This is a genomic window from Qipengyuania profundimaris, assembly GCF_030717945.1.
GTDB lineage: Bacteria > Pseudomonadota > Alphaproteobacteria > Sphingomonadales > Sphingomonadaceae > Qipengyuania > Qipengyuania profundimaris.
The window spans coordinates 1,967,722-1,984,042 of the sequence record NZ_JAVAIM010000001.1; the positions used below are offsets into that span (position 1 = coordinate 1,967,722).

At 64.7% G+C, this 16,321-nt stretch carries 16 protein-coding genes; 6 read left to right on the plus strand and 10 right to left on the minus strand.

The features are described 5' to 3' along the window. The first annotated feature begins 29 nt into the window (after positions 1-29). Positions 30-713, plus strand: a complete 684-nt coding sequence (locus Q9K02_RS09700) for a sulfotransferase family protein (protein ID WP_305932712.1) — start codon at positions 30-32, stop codon at positions 711-713. Here Q9K02_RS09700 and Q9K02_RS09705 read toward each other — a convergent pair. Both Q9K02_RS09705 and Q9K02_RS09710 read right to left on the minus strand, forming a co-directional pair. Beyond that, positions 692-2,092 (minus strand): cryptochrome/photolyase family protein, encoded by a 1,401-nt coding sequence (locus Q9K02_RS09705; protein ID WP_305932713.1) that lies wholly within the window; start codon positions 2,090-2,092, stop codon positions 692-694. The genes Q9K02_RS09700 and Q9K02_RS09705 overlap by 22 nt on opposite strands. Before the next feature lie 27 nt (positions 2,093-2,119). After that, a complete protein-coding gene (locus Q9K02_RS09710; protein ID WP_305933493.1) occupies positions 2,120-3,082 on the minus strand; it encodes a metal-dependent hydrolase in 963 nt (320 codons plus the stop codon). Between the two features lie 68 nt (positions 3,083-3,150). On the opposite strand from Q9K02_RS09710, the gene Q9K02_RS09715 reads away from it, so the two are divergent. After that, positions 3,151-3,870 (plus strand): phosphatase PAP2 family protein, encoded by a 720-nt coding sequence (locus tag Q9K02_RS09715; protein WP_305932714.1) that lies wholly within the window; start codon positions 3,151-3,153, stop codon positions 3,868-3,870. A 12-nt stretch (positions 3,871-3,882) separates the two neighbouring features. Here Q9K02_RS09715 and Q9K02_RS09720 read toward each other — a convergent pair whose 3' ends face one another. Together Q9K02_RS09720 and Q9K02_RS09725 are read right to left on the minus strand one after the other, a co-directional pair. Further along, positions 3,883-4,917: a 2-oxoacid:ferredoxin oxidoreductase subunit beta gene (locus Q9K02_RS09720; RefSeq protein WP_305932715.1), complete on the minus strand. Its 1,035-nt coding sequence runs from the start codon at positions 4,915-4,917 to the stop codon at positions 3,883-3,885. Beyond that, positions 4,917-6,851, minus strand: coding sequence for a 2-oxoacid:acceptor oxidoreductase subunit alpha (locus Q9K02_RS09725; RefSeq protein WP_305932716.1), 1,935 nt, complete (start codon positions 6,849-6,851; stop codon positions 4,917-4,919). Before Q9K02_RS09725 ends, Q9K02_RS09720 begins: the two co-directional genes overlap by 1 nt. A gap of 174 nt (positions 6,852-7,025) precedes the next feature. Between Q9K02_RS09725 and Q9K02_RS09730 the strand changes: the two genes are divergently transcribed. Together Q9K02_RS09730 and Q9K02_RS09735 are read left to right on the plus strand one after the other, a co-directional pair. Continuing rightward, entirely contained in the window at positions 7,026-7,976 is a 951-nt protein-coding gene (locus tag Q9K02_RS09730; RefSeq protein WP_305932717.1) for an alpha/beta hydrolase, read from the plus strand. A 35-nt stretch (positions 7,977-8,011) separates the two neighbouring features. Next, a complete protein-coding gene (locus Q9K02_RS09735; protein ID WP_422785448.1) occupies positions 8,012-8,449 on the plus strand; it encodes an RNA pyrophosphohydrolase in 438 nt (145 codons plus the stop codon). A gap of 18 nt (positions 8,450-8,467) precedes the next feature. Here the strand turns inward: Q9K02_RS09735 and Q9K02_RS09740 are convergent, their stop codons facing one another. The 4 genes from Q9K02_RS09740 to Q9K02_RS09755 all read right to left on the minus strand — a co-directional run bounded on the left by Q9K02_RS09740 (position 8,468) and on the right by Q9K02_RS09755 (position 12,518). Next, complete coding sequence (locus tag Q9K02_RS09740; protein ID WP_305932719.1) at positions 8,468-8,986, minus strand: hypothetical protein; 519 nt, start codon at positions 8,984-8,986, stop codon at positions 8,468-8,470. A gap of 49 nt (positions 8,987-9,035) precedes the next feature. Then, a complete protein-coding gene (locus Q9K02_RS09745; protein ID WP_305932720.1) occupies positions 9,036-10,214 on the minus strand; it encodes an RsmB/NOP family class I SAM-dependent RNA methyltransferase in 1,179 nt (392 codons plus the stop codon). 15 nt (positions 10,215-10,229) lie between these two features. Continuing rightward, entirely contained in the window at positions 10,230-11,690 is a 1,461-nt protein-coding gene (guaB, locus tag Q9K02_RS09750; protein WP_305932721.1) for an IMP dehydrogenase, read from the minus strand. A gap of 69 nt (positions 11,691-11,759) precedes the next feature. After that, positions 11,760-12,518 carry a 3-hydroxybutyrate dehydrogenase gene (locus Q9K02_RS09755; RefSeq protein WP_305932722.1) on the minus strand — a complete coding sequence of 253 codons (759 nt, stop codon included), beginning with the start codon at positions 12,516-12,518 and terminating at the stop codon, positions 11,760-11,762. An 86-nt stretch (positions 12,519-12,604) separates the two neighbouring features. Between Q9K02_RS09755 and ypfJ the strand changes: the two genes are divergently transcribed. Then, positions 12,605-13,450, plus strand: a complete 846-nt coding sequence (ypfJ, locus tag Q9K02_RS09760; RefSeq protein ID WP_305933494.1) for a KPN_02809 family neutral zinc metallopeptidase — start codon at positions 12,605-12,607, stop codon at positions 13,448-13,450. Positions 13,451-13,512: 62 nt separating this feature from the next. Here the strand turns inward: ypfJ and Q9K02_RS09765 are convergent, their stop codons facing one another. After that, a complete protein-coding gene (locus tag Q9K02_RS09765; RefSeq protein WP_305932723.1) occupies positions 13,513-15,210 on the minus strand; it encodes a M56 family metallopeptidase in 1,698 nt (565 codons plus the stop codon). Then, on the minus strand, positions 15,207-15,596 hold the full coding sequence (locus tag Q9K02_RS09770) for a BlaI/MecI/CopY family transcriptional regulator (protein WP_305932724.1): 390 nt from the start codon (positions 15,594-15,596) through the stop codon (positions 15,207-15,209). Before Q9K02_RS09770 ends, Q9K02_RS09765 begins: the two co-directional genes overlap by 4 nt. A 150-nt stretch (positions 15,597-15,746) precedes the next feature. On the opposite strand from Q9K02_RS09770, the gene Q9K02_RS09775 reads away from it, so the two are divergent. Next, positions 15,747-16,307 carry an ATP-dependent Clp protease proteolytic subunit gene (locus tag Q9K02_RS09775; RefSeq protein WP_305932725.1) on the plus strand — a complete coding sequence of 187 codons (561 nt, stop codon included), beginning with the start codon at positions 15,747-15,749 and terminating at the stop codon, positions 16,305-16,307. Positions 16,308-16,321 lie beyond the last annotated feature (14 nt).

Here is a 16,321-nt window from a genome sequence, read left to right on the forward strand (position 1 = left end):
GCTTTGCCGACATCGGGGAGATTAGCGGGATGGCATTGCAGATCGTCGGAGCGGCTCTGCCGCGTACCGGCACGCTCTCGCTGAAATTCGCGCTCGAAATGCTGGGCTTCGCCCGCTGCTACCACATGAGCGAGCTGATCCTGCACCCCGAGCATCGCTGGCGCTGGACCTTCGCGCGAGCGCGTCCGGGGCTGCTCGATCCGCTGTGGGCGGAGTATCATGCCACGCTCGACGCACCGTCCTGCGCATTGTGGAAGCAGCTCGCCAAGCGCTTCCCGCAAGCCAAGGTCATCCTGACGCGGCGAGATCCTGTGCGGTGGTACGAATCCGTTATGGAGACCGTCGGCAGTGCGGAGCACGTCCGCTTCATGCTCCGCTCATCCCTAGCGCCGGCGGCGCTGGCCAATCCGCCGTTCGGACTGCGGCTCGAACGGCAGGCGATGGTTCGGCATTTCGAGCGCTATGGCGACGAGGTTCGCAAGACCATCGCGCCCGATCGTTTGCTGGAGTTCGAGGCGAAGGACGGATGGGAGCCGCTGTGCCGGTTCCTCGGCATGCCGGTGCCCGATCAACCCTTCCCGCACGTTAACGACCGCGACGCGATGAACGCTGCTGCAGAAGGCATGGATTTTGCGAGGCTGACCTTCGCCGATGTGCAGCAGGCCACCCGGCGCTTCATCGATGCCCAGCGTCAGTCCTTGCTGTCCCGATAGGCCTGCAGCGCGCGCTCGCGGGCTTCCTTGTGGCGGATCAGCTTCTCCGGATAATCCTCCGGCCGGTGCTCGTCGCCGGGATCGTGGATGTGCTCGTCGTCGAGATCGGCAAGCTCCGGCACGTATTCGCGGATATATTCCGCCGCGTCGAACTTCTCGCTCTGGCTGAGCGGGGCCATTATGCGCGGGAACATGTTGCTGTCGACGCCGGTGCCGCTGACCCACTGCCAGTTGGTGCCGTTGCTGGCATAGTCGCCATCGACCAGCGTGTCCCAGAACCAGCGCTCGCCATGGCGCCAGTCGATCAGCAGGTGCTTGATGAGGAAACTGGCCGCGATCATGCGGACGCGATTGTGCATCCAGCCGGTCTGCCATAGCTGGCGCATGCCGGCATCGACGATCGGATAGCCGGTCCGCCCCTGCTGCCACGCCTCCAGTTCGGACTGGATCACGTGCCCGCGATTGGGGTTCCGCCACAGCGTTTGCTCGTCGTAATCGCGGTAGCTTTCTTCGGGATAGTTCGGGAACTGGCAGATGACGTTCTGCGCATAGTCGCGCCAGATCAGCTCCTTCTCGTAGACCTGCCACCCGTCGGAGCGCATGTCCTTCATGCGGTGCCAGATGCTGACCGGCGAGATTTCGCCCCAGTGGAGGTGCGGGGACATCTTGGAGGTCGCATCCTCGCTCGGCAGATTGCGCCCGTCGTCATAGCCGCCGACGTGATCGGCCCACCAGTCGAGCCGCTCGTGCGCCGCATCCTCGCCCACGGTCCAGAAATCGCGCAGGCCGCCTGCCCAATCGGGCTTGTTCGGCAGCAGCTCCCAGTCGGAGAGGTCGTCGCTTTCCGGCATGTCGGAGGGCTGCGAGATCGTGTCCGGCTCCGGCAACTCGTCGCGCGGGGGCAGCAGCTCTTTCACCGCCCGCATGAAGGGCGTGTAGATCTTGTAGGGATCGCCGCCGCCGGTGCGCGCCGTGCCGGGGGGAAGGAGGTAGTTGCCGTCGTGCAGCACAAGCTCGCACTCGCTGTCCTTCAGCGCATCGTGCAGGTCTTCCTCGGCCTCGCGGTGCCAGGGTTCGTAATGACGGTTGGCGTGGATCGCGCTCGCCCCGGTTTCCCGCGCGATGCCCTGCAACACGGAGACGCTATCGCCCCGGCGCATCACGATCTGCGCATTCCGCCGACCATAGCTCTTCGCGAGGTCCTCCAGCGAATGATGCAACCACCAGCGATGCGCCCCGCCCAGCTTGCGGTCGCCTGCACGCTCCTCGTCGAGAATGTAGACCGGAATAACCGGCCCTGCCTGCGCGGCGGCATAGAGCGCGGGTTGATCCTTCATGCGCAAGTCGCGCCGCAGCCAGACGATCTGTGGTGAAGTCATGGGTTCCCCTTTGGCGAGGCAACGGGATCAGCGCGCGGGAAGTTCCTCGCACGTCACATCGGGCAGCGCGACGGTGAAGCGGTCACGCGCACGCGGATCGTAGAAGCGCGCATCTCGGAGCAAGACGGAGCCGTCGGGTGCTTGCTCGGCAAAGGGTGCGCGGGACCAGAAGAGAAAAGCCCGCGACTGGCTGCCAGCTCTAGCCAGCTGTTCTGATGACGGCCATGCACATCGATTCGATGGTACCGGCAATTCGAGGCCCTTCTCAATCGGCCCTCCCGGAGCTAGCGACCTAAGAGTGTACCAAACATCGTGATCACGTCCGATAATCTGTTCTCTCTCCCAAAATTTGAGCGGTAGAGGACTCGAAATATACTCTGCATCGGAACTGAGCTGGTTCCCGTATTTAGCTCTATCGTATGCCGTGATCGCCCCATTCACCCCGATGTACGCCAGCGCCACGCTCAGCGCGATACGCGCAGGCCGTCGCCACTCCCCGCCCCGCTTCTCGCGGCGGAGCGAGAACCACGTGGCGAAGCCCATCAGCCCCCACAACCACACGTCAATGATGAACAGCGTGTCACCGTAGAACCAGCGGCTGGAGAACGGCTCCAGCAGGCGGATGCCGTAGACATTGAGCCAGTCGAGCGCCGGGTGCGTCAGGCAACCGATGAAGCCGAGCAGGTAGAGCCATTTGAAGCTCACCGGCAGCCGCGCCGCTGGCCGTGTGCCGCGTTTCGCCTGCCAGCGGTCGAACCCGTAGAGCAACCCCGCCAGCACGAGCGGCAGCAGTAGCCAAGCGGGCGGGCCGTGGGTGATCCCCCGCCGGAAGCCGAGATGCTCCACCCCGTCGAGCCACAGGAAGCACGCCGCATCCACATCGGGCAGGTTCGCCCCGATGATCAGCGCGGGCATGGCCAGGCCGGTCTTCTTCTTGAGCCCAGCCTGCCCGATCAGCGCCCCGACGAGGGAGTGGGTCAGATTGTCCAGCGTATCTCTCCTGTCGGATAACCTCGGCCACCCATGCGTTATCGCCGCACCATCGCAAAGGACCGGCCGTGCAGCTATCCACCCTCAAGACCTATATCCACCGCGAACAGGGCCTGCTGATCGGTCTTCTGGTCGGCGCCGCGCTGGTCGGCGGGTTCATCAAGCTGGCCGGCGAGATGCTAGAAGACGACACGCAGGCCTTCGACATCGCTTTCCTCAAGTCGCTCCGCATACCGGGGGACCTCGCCACCCCGATCGGCCCGTCATGGCTGCTCGATTCCATGCGTGACATAACCGCGCTCGGCGGGGTGACCGTGCTGACGCTGGTCTCCGCGCTTGCGATCGCGTTCCTGCTGATGCGCGGCCGCGTGAAGCAGGCGCTCTACACCGCGCTGGCTACCGGCGGCGGGGCGGTGATGGGCAAATTGCTCAAAAGCCTGTTCGCGCGCGAACGGCCCGAAGTGGTGCCGCATCTCGTCGAGGTAACTTCGCTCAGCTTTCCAAGCGGCCATTCGATGAACAGCGCCATCGTCTACCTGACGCTGGCAGTCATGATTTCGCGCAGCTTCGACGAGCGCCGTGCGCGCATATTCACCATCGGCACAGCGGCGCTGCTGGTGCTCGCCATCGGGTTCAGCCGGTTATATCTGGGCGTCCATTACCCGACCGACGTACTCGGCGGCTGGACGGTCGGGGCCAGCTGGGCCTTGGCGATGGGCCTCATCGCCACCCGGTTGCAGGAACGCCACCAGATTGAAGAACCGGGGGAAGACCCGGTCCCTGCCTAGATCGGCCCCGGCCTAGATGGGGTCCTGCGCCGTCCCGCTGACCGTCCAGGTCTGCCCCGTGCCGAGCAGCTTGGCGAGGTTCGCTTCCTTGCCCGCGCTGGCCCGCTCGCGTTCCTCAGTAACCGCATCCTCGAAGGTCGGACGCGGATCGTCGTAGAGCACGCCGAGCGCCATGGGGAACGGGCCGAAGGGCATTTCGATCAGCATATGCGCGACCGAACGGTTGGTGACGTCGTGGACGATCACGCCCGCGCTTTCCCAATCGCCGTCTGTCACATCGACTACTTCGAGGCCGAGCGTCTCGCGGTTGAGCGCAAGGCCCTTCGTGTCCTTGGCGAACAGCATTGGTTTGCCATTCTCAAGCCACAGCTGGCGATCCTCCGCGCCTTTCGGTGCGGCAAAATCGTCGAACACGTCCTTGTTGTAGACGATGCAGTTCTGGAAAATCTCGATAAACGCCGCGCCCTTGTGCGCATGGGCGGCCTTGAGCACGTCGGGCAAATGCTTCGACACATCGAACCCGCGCCCGATGAAGCGCGCACCGCTGCCGAGCGCGAAGGCCGCCGGGCGAGCCGGGTGGTCGTAACTGCCGATCGGCGTCGAGGGCGACTTGGTCCCTTCGCGGCTGGTGGGCGAGGCCTGGCCCTTGGTGAGACCATAAATCTCGTTGTTGAACAGCATGATCTGCATGTTCACGTTGCGGCGCAGGACATGCATCAGGTGATTGCCACCGATGGAAAGGCCATCTCCGTCGCCCGTCACCAGCCAGATGTCGAGCTCCGGATTGGCGAGCTTGGCCCCCGTCGCAAAGGCCGGCGCGCGGCCGTGGATGGTGTGGAAGCCGTAGCTCTCGATGTAGTACGGGAAACGGCTCGAACAGCCGATGCCGCTGATGAACACCGTGTTCGCCGGATCCGCACCCAGCTGCGGCAGCGTGCGCTGCACGGCTTTGAGGATGGCATAGTCGCCGCACCCGGGGCACCAGCGAACCTCCTGGTCGGTTTCCCAGTCCTTGAGCGTGGTTTCGATCTTAACCGGTGCGTTCATCAGTCGTTCTCCGCAACAGGGCTGGGAAGCTGCTGGTCATTGACTGCGACCTCGCCACCCTCATTGCCTTCGATGCCGTCGAAATATTTCGCGATCTCCGCTTCCAGTTCGGCAATCTGGAAGGGCTGGCCGCTGGTCTTGGTGAGCGGTTGCGCGTCGACGAGGAACTGGTCGCGCAGCACGGTCTTGAACTGGCCAGTGTTCATTTCCGGCACCAGCACATGGTCGAAGCCCTTGAGCAACTCGCCGAGGTTCTTCGGCATCGGCCAGATATGGCGCACGTGGATGTGACTGACCGAGCAGCCCTTGGCGATGCTGCGGCGCACGGCCTGATGGATCGGGCCGTAGGTGCTGCCCCAGCCGACCACGGCGAGCGTGCCGGACATCTCGCCCAGCGCGACCTCTTGGTCGGGCACGGTAATGTTCTCGATCTTCGCCTTGCGCAGGTCGGTCATGCGCTGGTGGTTGTCGGGCGAATAGTCGATATTGCCCGTTTCCTCGTGCTTCTCGATTCCGCCGATACGGTGCATCATGCCGGGCGTGCCGGGCTTGATCCAGGGGCGAGCGCCCTTTTCGTTGCGCTTGTAGGGCAGCAACTGCTCGCCGCGCGGTTCGGTGAGGAATTGCGCGGGAAACGGCGTGAAATCGGCCGGGTTCGGCACCTTCCACGGTTCGGCGGCATTGGCGATGTAGCCATCGGTCAGCAGCATGACCGGGGTCATATATTCGGTCGCGATGCGGCAAGCCTCGATGGCCACCTCGAACGCGTCGGACGGGCTGCGCGCTGCGATCACCGGCATCGGCGCATCGCCATTGCGGCCATAGACGGCCTGATAGAGGTCGCTCTGCTCGGTCTTGGTCGGCAGGCCGGTGCTCGGCCCGCCGCGTTGCGAATTGACGATCACCAGCGGCAGCTCGGTCATGATGCCGAGCCCGATGGCTTCCGTCTTCAGCGCGATGCCCGGCCCGGACGAGCTGGTGACGCCCAGCTGACCGGCATAGCTCGCCCCGATGGCGGCGCAGATCGCGGCGATCTCGTCCTCCGCCTGGAAAGTCGTGACGCCGTATTCCTTGAGCCGCGCGAGGTGGTGGAGGATCGCGCTGGCGGGCGTGATCGGATAGCCGCCGAAGAACATCGGCAGCTCGGCCAACTGCGCGCCCGCCACCAGGCCCAGCGACACGGCTTCCGCGCCGGTAATAGTGCGATAGAGCCCCGGCTCGCTTTGGACCGGCGGCATTTCCATCTGCCGCATCGGGCCGGACAGCTCCGCCGTTTCGCCGAAAGCATGGCCCGCATCTAGCGCCGCGATATTGGCGTCGGCAATGTCGGGCTTGGATTTGAACTTGGCCTTCAGCCAGTCGTGGATCGGCTTTCTCGGCCGGCCGAACATCCACAGCGCGAGGCCCAGCGTCCACATATTCTTGGAGCGCAGCGCATCCTTGTTGCCGAGGCCGAAGGGCTTGACCGCCTCGATCGTCTTCTCGCTGATGTCGAAGGCCAGCACGTCGAATTTGGCGAGACTGTCGTCCTCCAGCGGATTGGCTTCGTAATGCGCCTTGTCGAGATTGCGCTTCGTAAAGGCACCGGTGTCGGCGATGATCAGGCCGCCGGGCTTCAGCGCCGCGAGGTTCACCTTCAGCGCCGCCGGGTTCATCGCCACCAGCACATCGGGCGCATCGCCCGCCGTGTTGATCTGCCGGCTGCCGAAGTTGATCTGGAAGGCAGACACACCGAATAGCGTGCCCTGCGGCGCGCGGATTTCGGCAGGAAAATCGGGGAAGGTCGCAAGGTCGTTGCCCGCCAGCGCGGTCGACAACGTGAACTGGCCTCCCGTCAGCTGCATCCCGTCACCCGAGTCCCCGGCGAAGCGGACGACGATGGCATCGGGGGTGGAGGACGCGGAGTCCTGCGGCGTGGTGGCGGCTGTTGCCATCCGTAAATCCTTGTCTGGCACGCATGATCCGCGTGCCTTTTCCATTGGGGAGCCGCACCTAGGAGGCACCCTATCCTCTCGCAATCAAGATTCTCTGCTAGCGAGAAAATGCACGGTGGAAAAGCGCAGCCGATACGGTAAGTCTCGAAACGCAACGAGAATGGGAGAGAGATGATGGCAGACACCGAACACTATGTCCGCGACGATGTGCGGGGCTTCCTCGACATGCTGGAACAGATGGGCGGACAGAGCGTGGAAGAAGTCGGCGCGATCGAGGGTCGCCAACAGATGAAAGCGCTGGGCGCCGTGGCCGAGAGCGAGCCGCGCAAGCTGGCAGTAATCAAGGACCTGACCTGTCCCGGGCCAGCGGGCGAAATCCCGCTGCGCTTCTACGACACGAAGGAAAGCCGCGAGGCCGGCCCTTGCGTGATCTTCATCCATGGCGGCGGCTTCGTGATCGGCGATCTCGACGTGTATCACGCCCTGTGCAGCGAGATCTCGCATCACCTCGACCTGCCAGTGGTGTCGGTCGACTATCGCCTCGCCCCCGAACACACCTTCCCAGCCGCCCCCGACGATTGCGAAGCGGCGGCCCGCTGGGTCGCCTCATCGCCCGCCGAGCTCGGCCGTGAGATCACCGGGCTGGTCATCACCGGGGACAGCGCGGGCGGAAACCTGACCATCGTCACTACCAACCAGCTGATGAACGAGCCGGCGGATGCGCCGGTGATCGTGCAGGCCCCGATCTATCCGGTGGCGAGCGACGTATCGCAGCACTCCAGCCTTGCCGCCTTCGCGGAAGGCTTTCTGCTGACCGGCGCGGCGATGAGCTGGTTTACCGAGCAATATGGCGGCGACGCCAACGATCCGCGCCACACGCCGATGGTCGGCGACTGCTCGAACACGCCGCCGACCGTGGTCTGCACGGCGGGCCTCGATCCCTTGCGCGATAGCGGCCGTGAATACGCCTCACACCTGGTCGGTCTGGGAACCGAAGTCGTCTATCTCGAATTTCCAGGAATCATTCACGGTTTCACAACCCTGCGGAAGGCAATCCCGAGCGGACAACGCGATCTGGAAGCCTTTCTCGACGCGACCAAACTGATGGTGGAGCGCTACAAGTGAACGAACCGCTTGCATACCGGCCCTGCGTGGGTGTGATGCTGGTGAATGCCCAAGGCAAGGTCTTCGTGGGCCGCCGCATCGACAACAAGGAAGGCGATTGGTGGCAGATGCCGCAGGGCGGCGTCGACGAGGGCGAGGATCTGCAGGAAGCGGCCTTTCGCGAACTGGCCGAGGAAACCGGCGTGCGCGCAGAGCACGTCACCCTGCTCGACAGCACGAAAGAACCGATCCGTTACGACCTGCCCGAGGAACTCATGGGCAAGCTGTGGGGCGGCAAATATCGCGGGCAGGAGCAGGTCTGGTATCTCGCCCGCTTCTCCGGAACCGACGCCGACGTCGACCTCGAAGCGCACGATCCACCCGAGTTCTGCGATTGGAAATGGGCCGATCCGGAAGACCTGCCGGAGCTGATCGTGCCGTTCAAGAAGCGCGTCTACCGCGCGGTGCTGGACGCGTTTCGGGAACTCGTCTGAGCGTCAATTAGCCGGCGGTCAGTTAGACTGCGGCTGCGGCTCCAAAGTGATCGTCGCCTCGGCCGTCTGCACCGCCTGCTTCGGGCCGATCGCCAATGCGGCGGCGAGTTGCTGCGTTTCGGGGCAGCTCTTGCCGCAGGCCGATTCCAGCCGCGCGAGATTGGCGCGGGCCTTTTCCAGCGCGCCCTTTTCGAGCAGCGCCTCGCCCTCGCCCGACATCGCAGCGTAATTGCGCGGTTCACGGTTCAGCACTTCGCGATAGTAGCGGATGGCCTTGCCCTGCATCTCGTCCGCACGGGCAGCTTCGGCGAGACGCAGGTAAAGCGGCGTGTAGCCCGGATCGACGACCAACGCGGCCTCGTAGGCATCGATGGCGCCCTGGACGTCGCCGCCCTGCAGCGCGGTCTGCCCCTCTGCAATCAGCATGGCCGCGCGCGGATCGGGATCGCGCTCCGCACTCCAACCCACGCTGGCCGTCATGGCGAGAGCCAGGGAAAGGGCAGCGGCGGCTGGGGCAAAGCGCATTATCGTCTCCATCGGGGATCGGCGTGCAGGGGCTGACGGTTCGGCCATGACACGCGTGGTATCATGCCCTTCCTGCACAGGCGATGAAAAATCCGTCGGTTCCATCGTGATACGGTGTGAGCCGAACCCCGTTCCCGCGCGGGCGACCGGCAGGCAGCGCCGGAGGCTGAGCTTCGAGATCATCGTCCCGCGCCAGGAAGGCCTCGAACTGGTCCGCCCCCTCCTCATCCAGCAGCGAGCAGGTGACATAGACGATACGTCCGCCGGGCCGCACGAGCTCTCGCGCCAGATCGAGCAGATAGGACTGCACTTCGGCGAGACGCGCCAGCTCCGCCTCGTCCAGCCGCCAGCGCGCTTCGGGATTGCGCCGCCATGTCCCCGTCCCAGAGCACGGTGCATCGACCAGCACCGCATCGGCCTTGCCCATCAGATCGGACAGCGCTTCGCGCTCCTTCTTCGGGTCGAGCAGGCGGGTTTCGATGTTGGTCACGCCCGCCCGCTCCGCCCGCGGACCAAGGCGCGACAGGCGGTTGCGATCGGTATCGGCGGCGACGAGCGTGCCGAGATTGTCCATCGTCGCAGCGAGCGCAAGAGTCTTGCCGCCCGCCCCGGCGCACAGGTCGATCACCGTCTCGCCCGGCTGCGCGCCTACCGCGAGGCAGGCGATCTGCGAGCCCGTATCCTGTACTTCGATCCGTCCGTCGCGGAACGCCTCCCATTGTTCGACCGGCGTGCCGGGTTCGAGCCGCAGGCCGTTCGGCGCATCGGTGGGGTGGCTTTCGACCGGCAGCTGCAAACTCGCGCGATCGGCCTTGAGTGTGTTTACCCGCAGGTCGAGCGGAGCGCGGTCGAGCAGCGCTGCGGCTTCGTCACCCGCGATCTGCGAGGCGGCGAGCTTCCGCTCCAGCCATTCGGGCGCGATCCCGCCCTCTGCTGCCGCCTCATCGGCACCGAGCGCGGACGGTCCATATTTCGACCCGTCGAACAGCGGCGCGATAGCCGGGTCGGTTTCGGCAAGACGCAGCATGGCCGCCCTGCCCGTCTCCGGCACCGGTCCGCAGGCGCGAATGGCGCCGAACACCAGCTCGCGGATGGCGCGGCGGTCCTTCGACCCGGCAAAGCGGTTATTGCGGAACCATTCCGCCAGAATGCGGTCAGCCGGCGCGCCTTTCGCACGCGCAGAAGCGATGATCGCGTCGAGCAGTTCGATAGCGGTCTGGACCCGCGCGGCAGGCGTCATGTCGCGGTCCGGCGATCAGCGCGTCGGATAGTTCGGTGCCTCGCGGGTGATCGACACGTCGTGGACGTGGCTCTCGGTCAGACCGGCGTTGGTGATACGCACGAATTTCGCTCGCTTGAGTTCCTCGATGGTGGCGCTGCCAGTATAGCCCATCGCCGCCTTGATCCCGCCGACGAGTTGGTGGACGACGGCGCTCGCAGGCCCCTTGTACGGCACCTGCCCCTCTATGCCTTCGGGCACCAGCTTCTGCTGGCTGACGTCGGCCTGGAAATAGCGGTCGGCGCTGCCACGCGCCATCGCGCCGACGCTGCCCATCCCGCGATAAGCCTTGTAACTGCGGCCCTGATATATGAAGGTTTCGCCCGGTGCTTCCTCGGTACCCGCCAACATCGATCCGATCATGATGGTGGAGGCCCCGGCGGCAAGCGCCTTGGCCGCATCGCCGCTGGTCCGCAGGCCGCCGTCGGCAATCGCCGGGACGCCATGCTTTGCAGCTTCCTCGACGCAGTCCATGATCGCGGTGAGCTGCGGCACGCCAACGCCTGCGACCACGCGCGTGGTGCAGATCGAACCCGGCCCGATGCCGACCTTCACGGCATCGGCGCCCGCGCCGGCCAGTGCCTTGGCAGCCTCGCCCGTCGCGATATTGCCGGCGATGACCTGCACGCTGTTCGACAGTTTCTTCACCCGCTCGACCGAGCGCGCGACATCCTTGTTATGGCCATGCGCGGTGTCGATGACGACCACATCCACCCCGGCATCGATCAGCACCTCGGTCCGCTCGAAGCCCTTGTCGCCCACAGTCGTCGCCGCGGCGACGCGCAGGCGGCCCTGCTCGTCCTTCGTCGCTTCGGGATAGGCGACCGCCTTCTCGATATCCTTGACCGTGATCAGGCCGACGCAGCGGCCGCTGTCGTCGACGACCAGCAGCTTCTCGATCCGGCGCTGGTGCAGCAGCTTGCGCGCCTCGTCCTGCCCGGTGCCGAGCGGCACGGTGGCGAGGTTGTCGGTGGTCATCAGTTCCTTGACCGGTTGCTGCGCATTTTCAGCAAAGCGAACGTCGCGATTGGTCAGAATGCCCACGAGCTTGCCGCCGCGGTCGGTCACGGGAATGCCGCTGATGCGGTTCTTCGCCATGATGTCCTGCGCCTCGCCCAACGTGGCGTCGGGATTGATGGTGATCGGATTGACCACCATGCCGCTTTCATAGCGCTTTACCGCGCGCACGGCAGCAGCCTGGTCCTCGACCTCGAAATTGCGGTGGAGCACGCCGATCCCGCCCAGCTGCGCCATGGCGATCGCCATATCCGCCTCGGTCACCGTATCCATCGCACTGGAGATGACCGGGATACTGAGCCCGATCTCGCGGGTCAGCTGCGTGGCGGTCTTGGCCATCGACGGCAGGATTTCGCTCTCCGCCGGGACCAGCAGGACGTCGTCGAAAGTAAGGCCGAGGGGGATGTCGAAATTTGCCACGTGGAGAATCGCCTGCCGGGAGGAATGTGGCGGCCCATGTAACGACGGATAGGGGCTGGCGCTAGTGTCTCACTCCGCCGTCCAACCGCCGTCGACGCTCCAGTTCGCGCCGTTCACATTCTGCGCCTCGTCGCGGCACAGGAATGCAGCGAGTGCGCCGACTTCTTCGGGCTGGACGAATTTCTTCGTCGCCTGTTTCACCAGCAGCACGTCGTTGATGACCTCTTCGCGGGACAGGCCGCGAGCCTTCATCGTGTCGGGGATCTGGCCCTCGATCAGCGGGGTCCAGACATAGCCGGGGCTGATGCAATTGGCGGTCACGCCGTGCTCGGCGAGTTCGAGGGCGATGGTCTTGGTGAAGCCCGCGATGCCGTGCTTGCTGGCATTATATGCGCTCTTGAACGGGCTCGCGACCTTTGAATGTGCGCTGGCGGTGTTGATGATCCGCCCCCAGCCCTTCGCCTTCATTCCGGGTACGGCCAGCCGCGTCGTGTGGAATGCGGCGGTGAGATTCAACGCGATGATGAGGTTCCACTTGTCGACCGGGAAGTCCTCTACCGGCGAGACATGCTGGACACCTGCATTGTTGACGAGGATGTCGATTGCGCCCGCATCGGCCATCATCGCTTCTACCGCGGCGACATCGGTCAGGTCCGCTCCGTAATGCGCCGCGTCGCCCAGTTCCTCGCGCAAGGTCGCAATCTCCCTCTCGTCGCCGAAACCGTTGAGGATCACCTCCGCCCCTTCGCCATGCAGCGCCCGCGCGATGGCCAGGCCAATTCCGCTGGTCGATCCGGTGACGAGCGCGCGCTTACCTTGAAGAAACATTTGAGCCTCCGGGCGTTATAGTGACAATGCGACGGCCATCGCGCACAAGGGGTGCGCTGTAAAGCGGCCAGACAATGGGGGAAGCGATGCGTCTCAATCCGTTCGATACCAGCAAGATCGATGTGGGCAGCGCCGGGGGCGGCGTCGGCAAGGCTGGCGGCCTTGGTTGCGGCACTATCATCATCGCAGCGCTTGGGTATTTCGTGTTCGGTCTCGATCCGATGCAGACCGCAGCAACCGTCGAAAGCGTCCAGCAGAGCCAGGCCTCGCAAGAGCCGGGTACGCAGGACGAACAGGCGCTCTGCACGTCGAACCAATACGCCACCGAAACCTGCAATGCATTGCTTTCGCTGAACGAAACCTGGGCGCGGACTTTCCAGGAGCAAGGCTTCGGTGAGAGGTTTCAGGAACCCGGCTTGCGTTTTGCCAGCGGACGTTTTCAGACCGAGTGCGGTCCTGCGTCCAGCGGAATGGGTCCGTTCTACTGCCCCGCTGATCAGCGCATATATATCGACACGAGCTTTTATGACCAACTGGCGCAGATGGCGGGCAACGAGGGTGACTTCGCACGTCTCTATGTCGTTGCGCACGAATACGGCCACCACATCCAGACCATCACTGGCATCTCCGGACAGATCCGCAGTGCGCAACAGCAGAACCCGCGCCGGGCAAACCAGCTCAGCGTGCTGATGGAATTGCAGGCCGATTGCTATGCCGGCGTCTGGGCTGGAAAGAACCGCAATCTCATCGAGCCGGGCGATATCGAGGAAGGCATGCAGGCCGCGGCCGCGATCGGCGACGACCGGCTGACCGGCGGGCGTGTGTCGAGCGACAACTTCACACACGGCACCAGCCGCCAGCGCAGCGAGGCTCTACGGCTCGGGCTGCAGGGCGACGACCGCGCCTGCGACAACATCACCAACGTCGGCTGACGTCGCGAAAAAGGCGGCCATCGGGAATACGATGGCCGCCTCCAGCTCGTTCTCACGAACCTTTAGCGAGAGAGTTCGGCAATCTCACGGTCGAGGTCGCGCAGCACCTCGCGGCGCGTTTCGGCGGAAAGGTTGGTGCTGTGGGCAATCCCTGCCCGCGCCTGCTTCAGCGCCTTGAGAGCCAAACGGTCGCCGGCCGTCTCGCAGATATACATCGTCACACGGCCGTCGCGGCCCTCGATGCTGGTCACCGGCGCATCGGGATAGCGGCAGGATTCCACCACTTCGGGAACGTGCCGCATGGCCAGCTCGACCGATTTCTCGATCTCTTTGATCTCGGCATCGCTCATCGCATAGGCGTGCGCTTCGGCGCGGTCCTGCCGCGCGACGGCATGCTGCACGCGGCCTTCCGCCCACTGGACGCGGCCCTCGGCCCACTGCTTGCGACCCTCGGCATAGGCGACGCGTCCGCGCGCCCACTCCTTGCGGCCCTCTGCCCGTTCTTGACGAGCCTCGAGGCGAGCTTCGCGGAGCTCCTCCTGCTGCTGTTCGCGCCACTCGCGGCGCTGCTCCTGGCGCTCCAAGCGCTGCTCGCGCAGCTCTTCGCGCAATTCCTCGCGCTCGTCCGCGCTCCATCCCTCTGGTGGTGCAGGCGGCTCGGGTGCCAGCGGAGCTTCCGGCGGCAGAGCCGCTTGCGGCACCGGGGGAGCCAGCGGCATTTCCGGCAGGAGCGCGGCGACAGCTTCTTCGTCTTCGGCAGGTGCTGCGACTGCAGCCGAATAGCCGATCGTTGCTGTCATCGGCAGCGCCAGCAACGAAGCGGCGATGGCGGAGCGCGCAACCATGCGGCGGCGGTTCGATACGTCTTCCATGGACAAATTCCTCAAACGGTGAATGATGGATTTGTCCCCCAAAACCGGGCACGCCATCGGGGCAGCAAGCGCGGGGCGCGGGGCTGCCTGCGGACGGCGTGCAAAATCAGCGATCACTCCGGCGTAGACCGCACGCTCCTCGCGAGGACGAGCGGCGACGACGCGGCCGTCGCAGGCAGCTTCCTGGTCGCGGCGCAATGCGGTCCAGCCCATATATCCGAGCGGGTTGAACCAGTGCGCGGCGAACAGCGGCTGCAAGAGTATGTTGGCGAGCAGGTCGTGCCCGCGATGATGGGCCAGCTCATGCTCGATCGCGAGATCGCGGGCGATGCGGTCGCGCGCGGTCATGAAGCCTGACGGCAGCGCAATCACCTTGTCGAGTACGCCGAAGGCCAGCGGGCCCGAGATAGCGGGCGTTTCGACCAGGCGGATTTTCCCGACCTCGCCCACCGGCACCGCGTCTTCCAGCAGCTCCTCGCGCAATCGGGCATAAAGCCAGAAGCGGCGAACGAGGAAGATGCTTGCACCGAGCAGCCAGATCAACGCCAGCGGCGTCATGAAATCGGTGGGCTCGGGCAGCGAGTGCAGCGGTGCCACCATCTCCGCAGGCGTAAAGGCAGCGAACTGCGGCTCCGCGGCTATGCCAGGCTCGAAAGCCATCGGCTCGGCAGCGGGGGCCGGTGTCGTCGGCGCCATCCACGCCGGCAGCGTCATCGGCGGGATGACAAGGCGCAGGGCCGGCAGGGCCCAAAGCGCATAAGCCGCGCCTGCCCCCAGATGGCGCGCGACCGGTCGGCGGACCAGCAGCACCAGCGCGATCAGCGCGCCTGTCCATAAAAGCGTATCGAGCAGGAACCAGTCCCAATATTCTCGCAAAAGCTCGGTCATTTGCGCATCTCCCTCAAGAGCGCTTCGATCTCGTCGAGATCCTTGTCGCTGAGCGCCTCGTTCTCCGCGAGATGCGCGAACAGCGGGGCCGCACGGCCGCCGAACAGGCGTTCGACGAGGCGGCGCGATTCGGTGCCGACATAGTCGGACCGTTCGATAAGCGGGTGGTAAAGGAACTTGCGGCCCAGCGGCTCCGTCCCCAGTGCGCCTTTCGACACCAGACGGCTTAGCAGCGTCTTGACGGTCGGCATCGACCAGTCACGCTGCGCGCAGACCCGATCGCACACGTCCGATGCACTCATGGGGCTGTTTTTCCACAGCACCTCCATCACCGCATGTTCGGCTTCGCTGATCCGGTCACCGGGCGCGTCGTTGCGCTTTGCCATCCATCTGCTCCCTGAGGGTAATCTGTATCGATTACGCTTGTAGCCAGCTCGACTACGCATGTAAACCTTTTATGCGGATAGCATAGCATGGAACACAGTTCGGAGCGGAACGCTAAGCCCTTGCGATCTGCAAAAGGACCAAGCGACCCGATGAACGACACCGACCGCCAGAAAATCCTGACAGCGCCGCAGTTGCGACTCATCGGGAGCGTCGACGAGGCAATGTATGCCGAATTCCGCAACCAGCTCAGCGCTGCGCCGCAGGATGGGCCGCTGGTGATTGCCATGACGACCCTGGGCGGCAATCCCGAAGTCGCCCGCGCCATGGCGGACGACGTGCGCCTGATCCGCGATGCCGGACGGACGATCTATTTCCTCGGCAAGGCGGCGGTCTATTCCGCCGGGGCGACCTTCATGGCGGGATTTCCGGTCGAGTGCCGGTATTTCACCAAAGGCTCGAGCATCCTGCTGCACGAGCGCCAGATCGCCAAGACGATCAATCTCAACGGTCCCTTGCGGAGCTGCATCGCGCAGCTGAAGGCCGCGCTGAACGAAATCGAGCATTCGATCGACATCGAGGAAATGGGATTCCGCGAGATCACCGAGAATTCCGAAGTGGATTTCGAAGAGGTCCGCGAGAAGGCACCGGACAATTGGTACATCCCCTGCGAGGAAGCAGCCGAGCGCGGACTGATCGCGGGTGTGATCTGAATGTCCTCCGTGGC

Excerpts from the sequence above, each read along its gene's own strand:
- Q9K02_RS09700 (WP_305932712.1), top strand. The coding sequence starts at position 30 with ATGGCATTGCAGATCGTCGGAGCGGCTCTGCCGCGTACCGGCACGCTC.
- Q9K02_RS09705 (WP_305932713.1), bottom strand. The coding sequence starts at position 2,092 with ATGACTTCACCACAGATCGTCTGGCTGCGGCGCGACTTGCGCATGAAG.
- Q9K02_RS09720 (WP_305932715.1), bottom strand. The coding sequence starts at position 4,917 with ATGAACGCACCGGTTAAGATCGAAACCACGCTCAAGGACTGGGAAACC.
- Q9K02_RS09725 (WP_305932716.1), bottom strand. The coding sequence starts at position 6,851 with ATGGCAACAGCCGCCACCACGCCGCAGGACTCCGCGTCCTCCACCCCC.
- Q9K02_RS09730 (WP_305932717.1), top strand. The coding sequence starts at position 7,026 with ATGGCAGACACCGAACACTATGTCCGCGACGATGTGCGGGGCTTCCTC.
- Q9K02_RS09735 (WP_422785448.1), top strand. The coding sequence starts at position 8,012 with ATGCTGGTGAATGCCCAAGGCAAGGTCTTCGTGGGCCGCCGCATCGAC.
- Q9K02_RS09740 (WP_305932719.1), bottom strand. The coding sequence starts at position 8,986 with ATGGAGACGATAATGCGCTTTGCCCCAGCCGCCGCTGCCCTTTCCCTG.
- Q9K02_RS09745 (WP_305932720.1), bottom strand. The coding sequence starts at position 10,214 with ATGACGCCTGCCGCGCGGGTCCAGACCGCTATCGAACTGCTCGACGCG.
- Q9K02_RS09755 (WP_305932722.1), bottom strand. The coding sequence starts at position 12,518 with ATGTTTCTTCAAGGTAAGCGCGCGCTCGTCACCGGATCGACCAGCGGA.
- ypfJ (WP_305933494.1), top strand. The coding sequence starts at position 12,605 with ATGCGTCTCAATCCGTTCGATACCAGCAAGATCGATGTGGGCAGCGCC.
- Q9K02_RS09765 (WP_305932723.1), bottom strand. The coding sequence starts at position 15,210 with ATGACCGAGCTTTTGCGAGAATATTGGGACTGGTTCCTGCTCGATACG.
- Q9K02_RS09770 (WP_305932724.1), bottom strand. The coding sequence starts at position 15,596 with ATGGCAAAGCGCAACGACGCGCCCGGTGACCGGATCAGCGAAGCCGAA.
- Q9K02_RS09775 (WP_305932725.1), top strand. The coding sequence starts at position 15,747 with ATGAACGACACCGACCGCCAGAAAATCCTGACAGCGCCGCAGTTGCGA.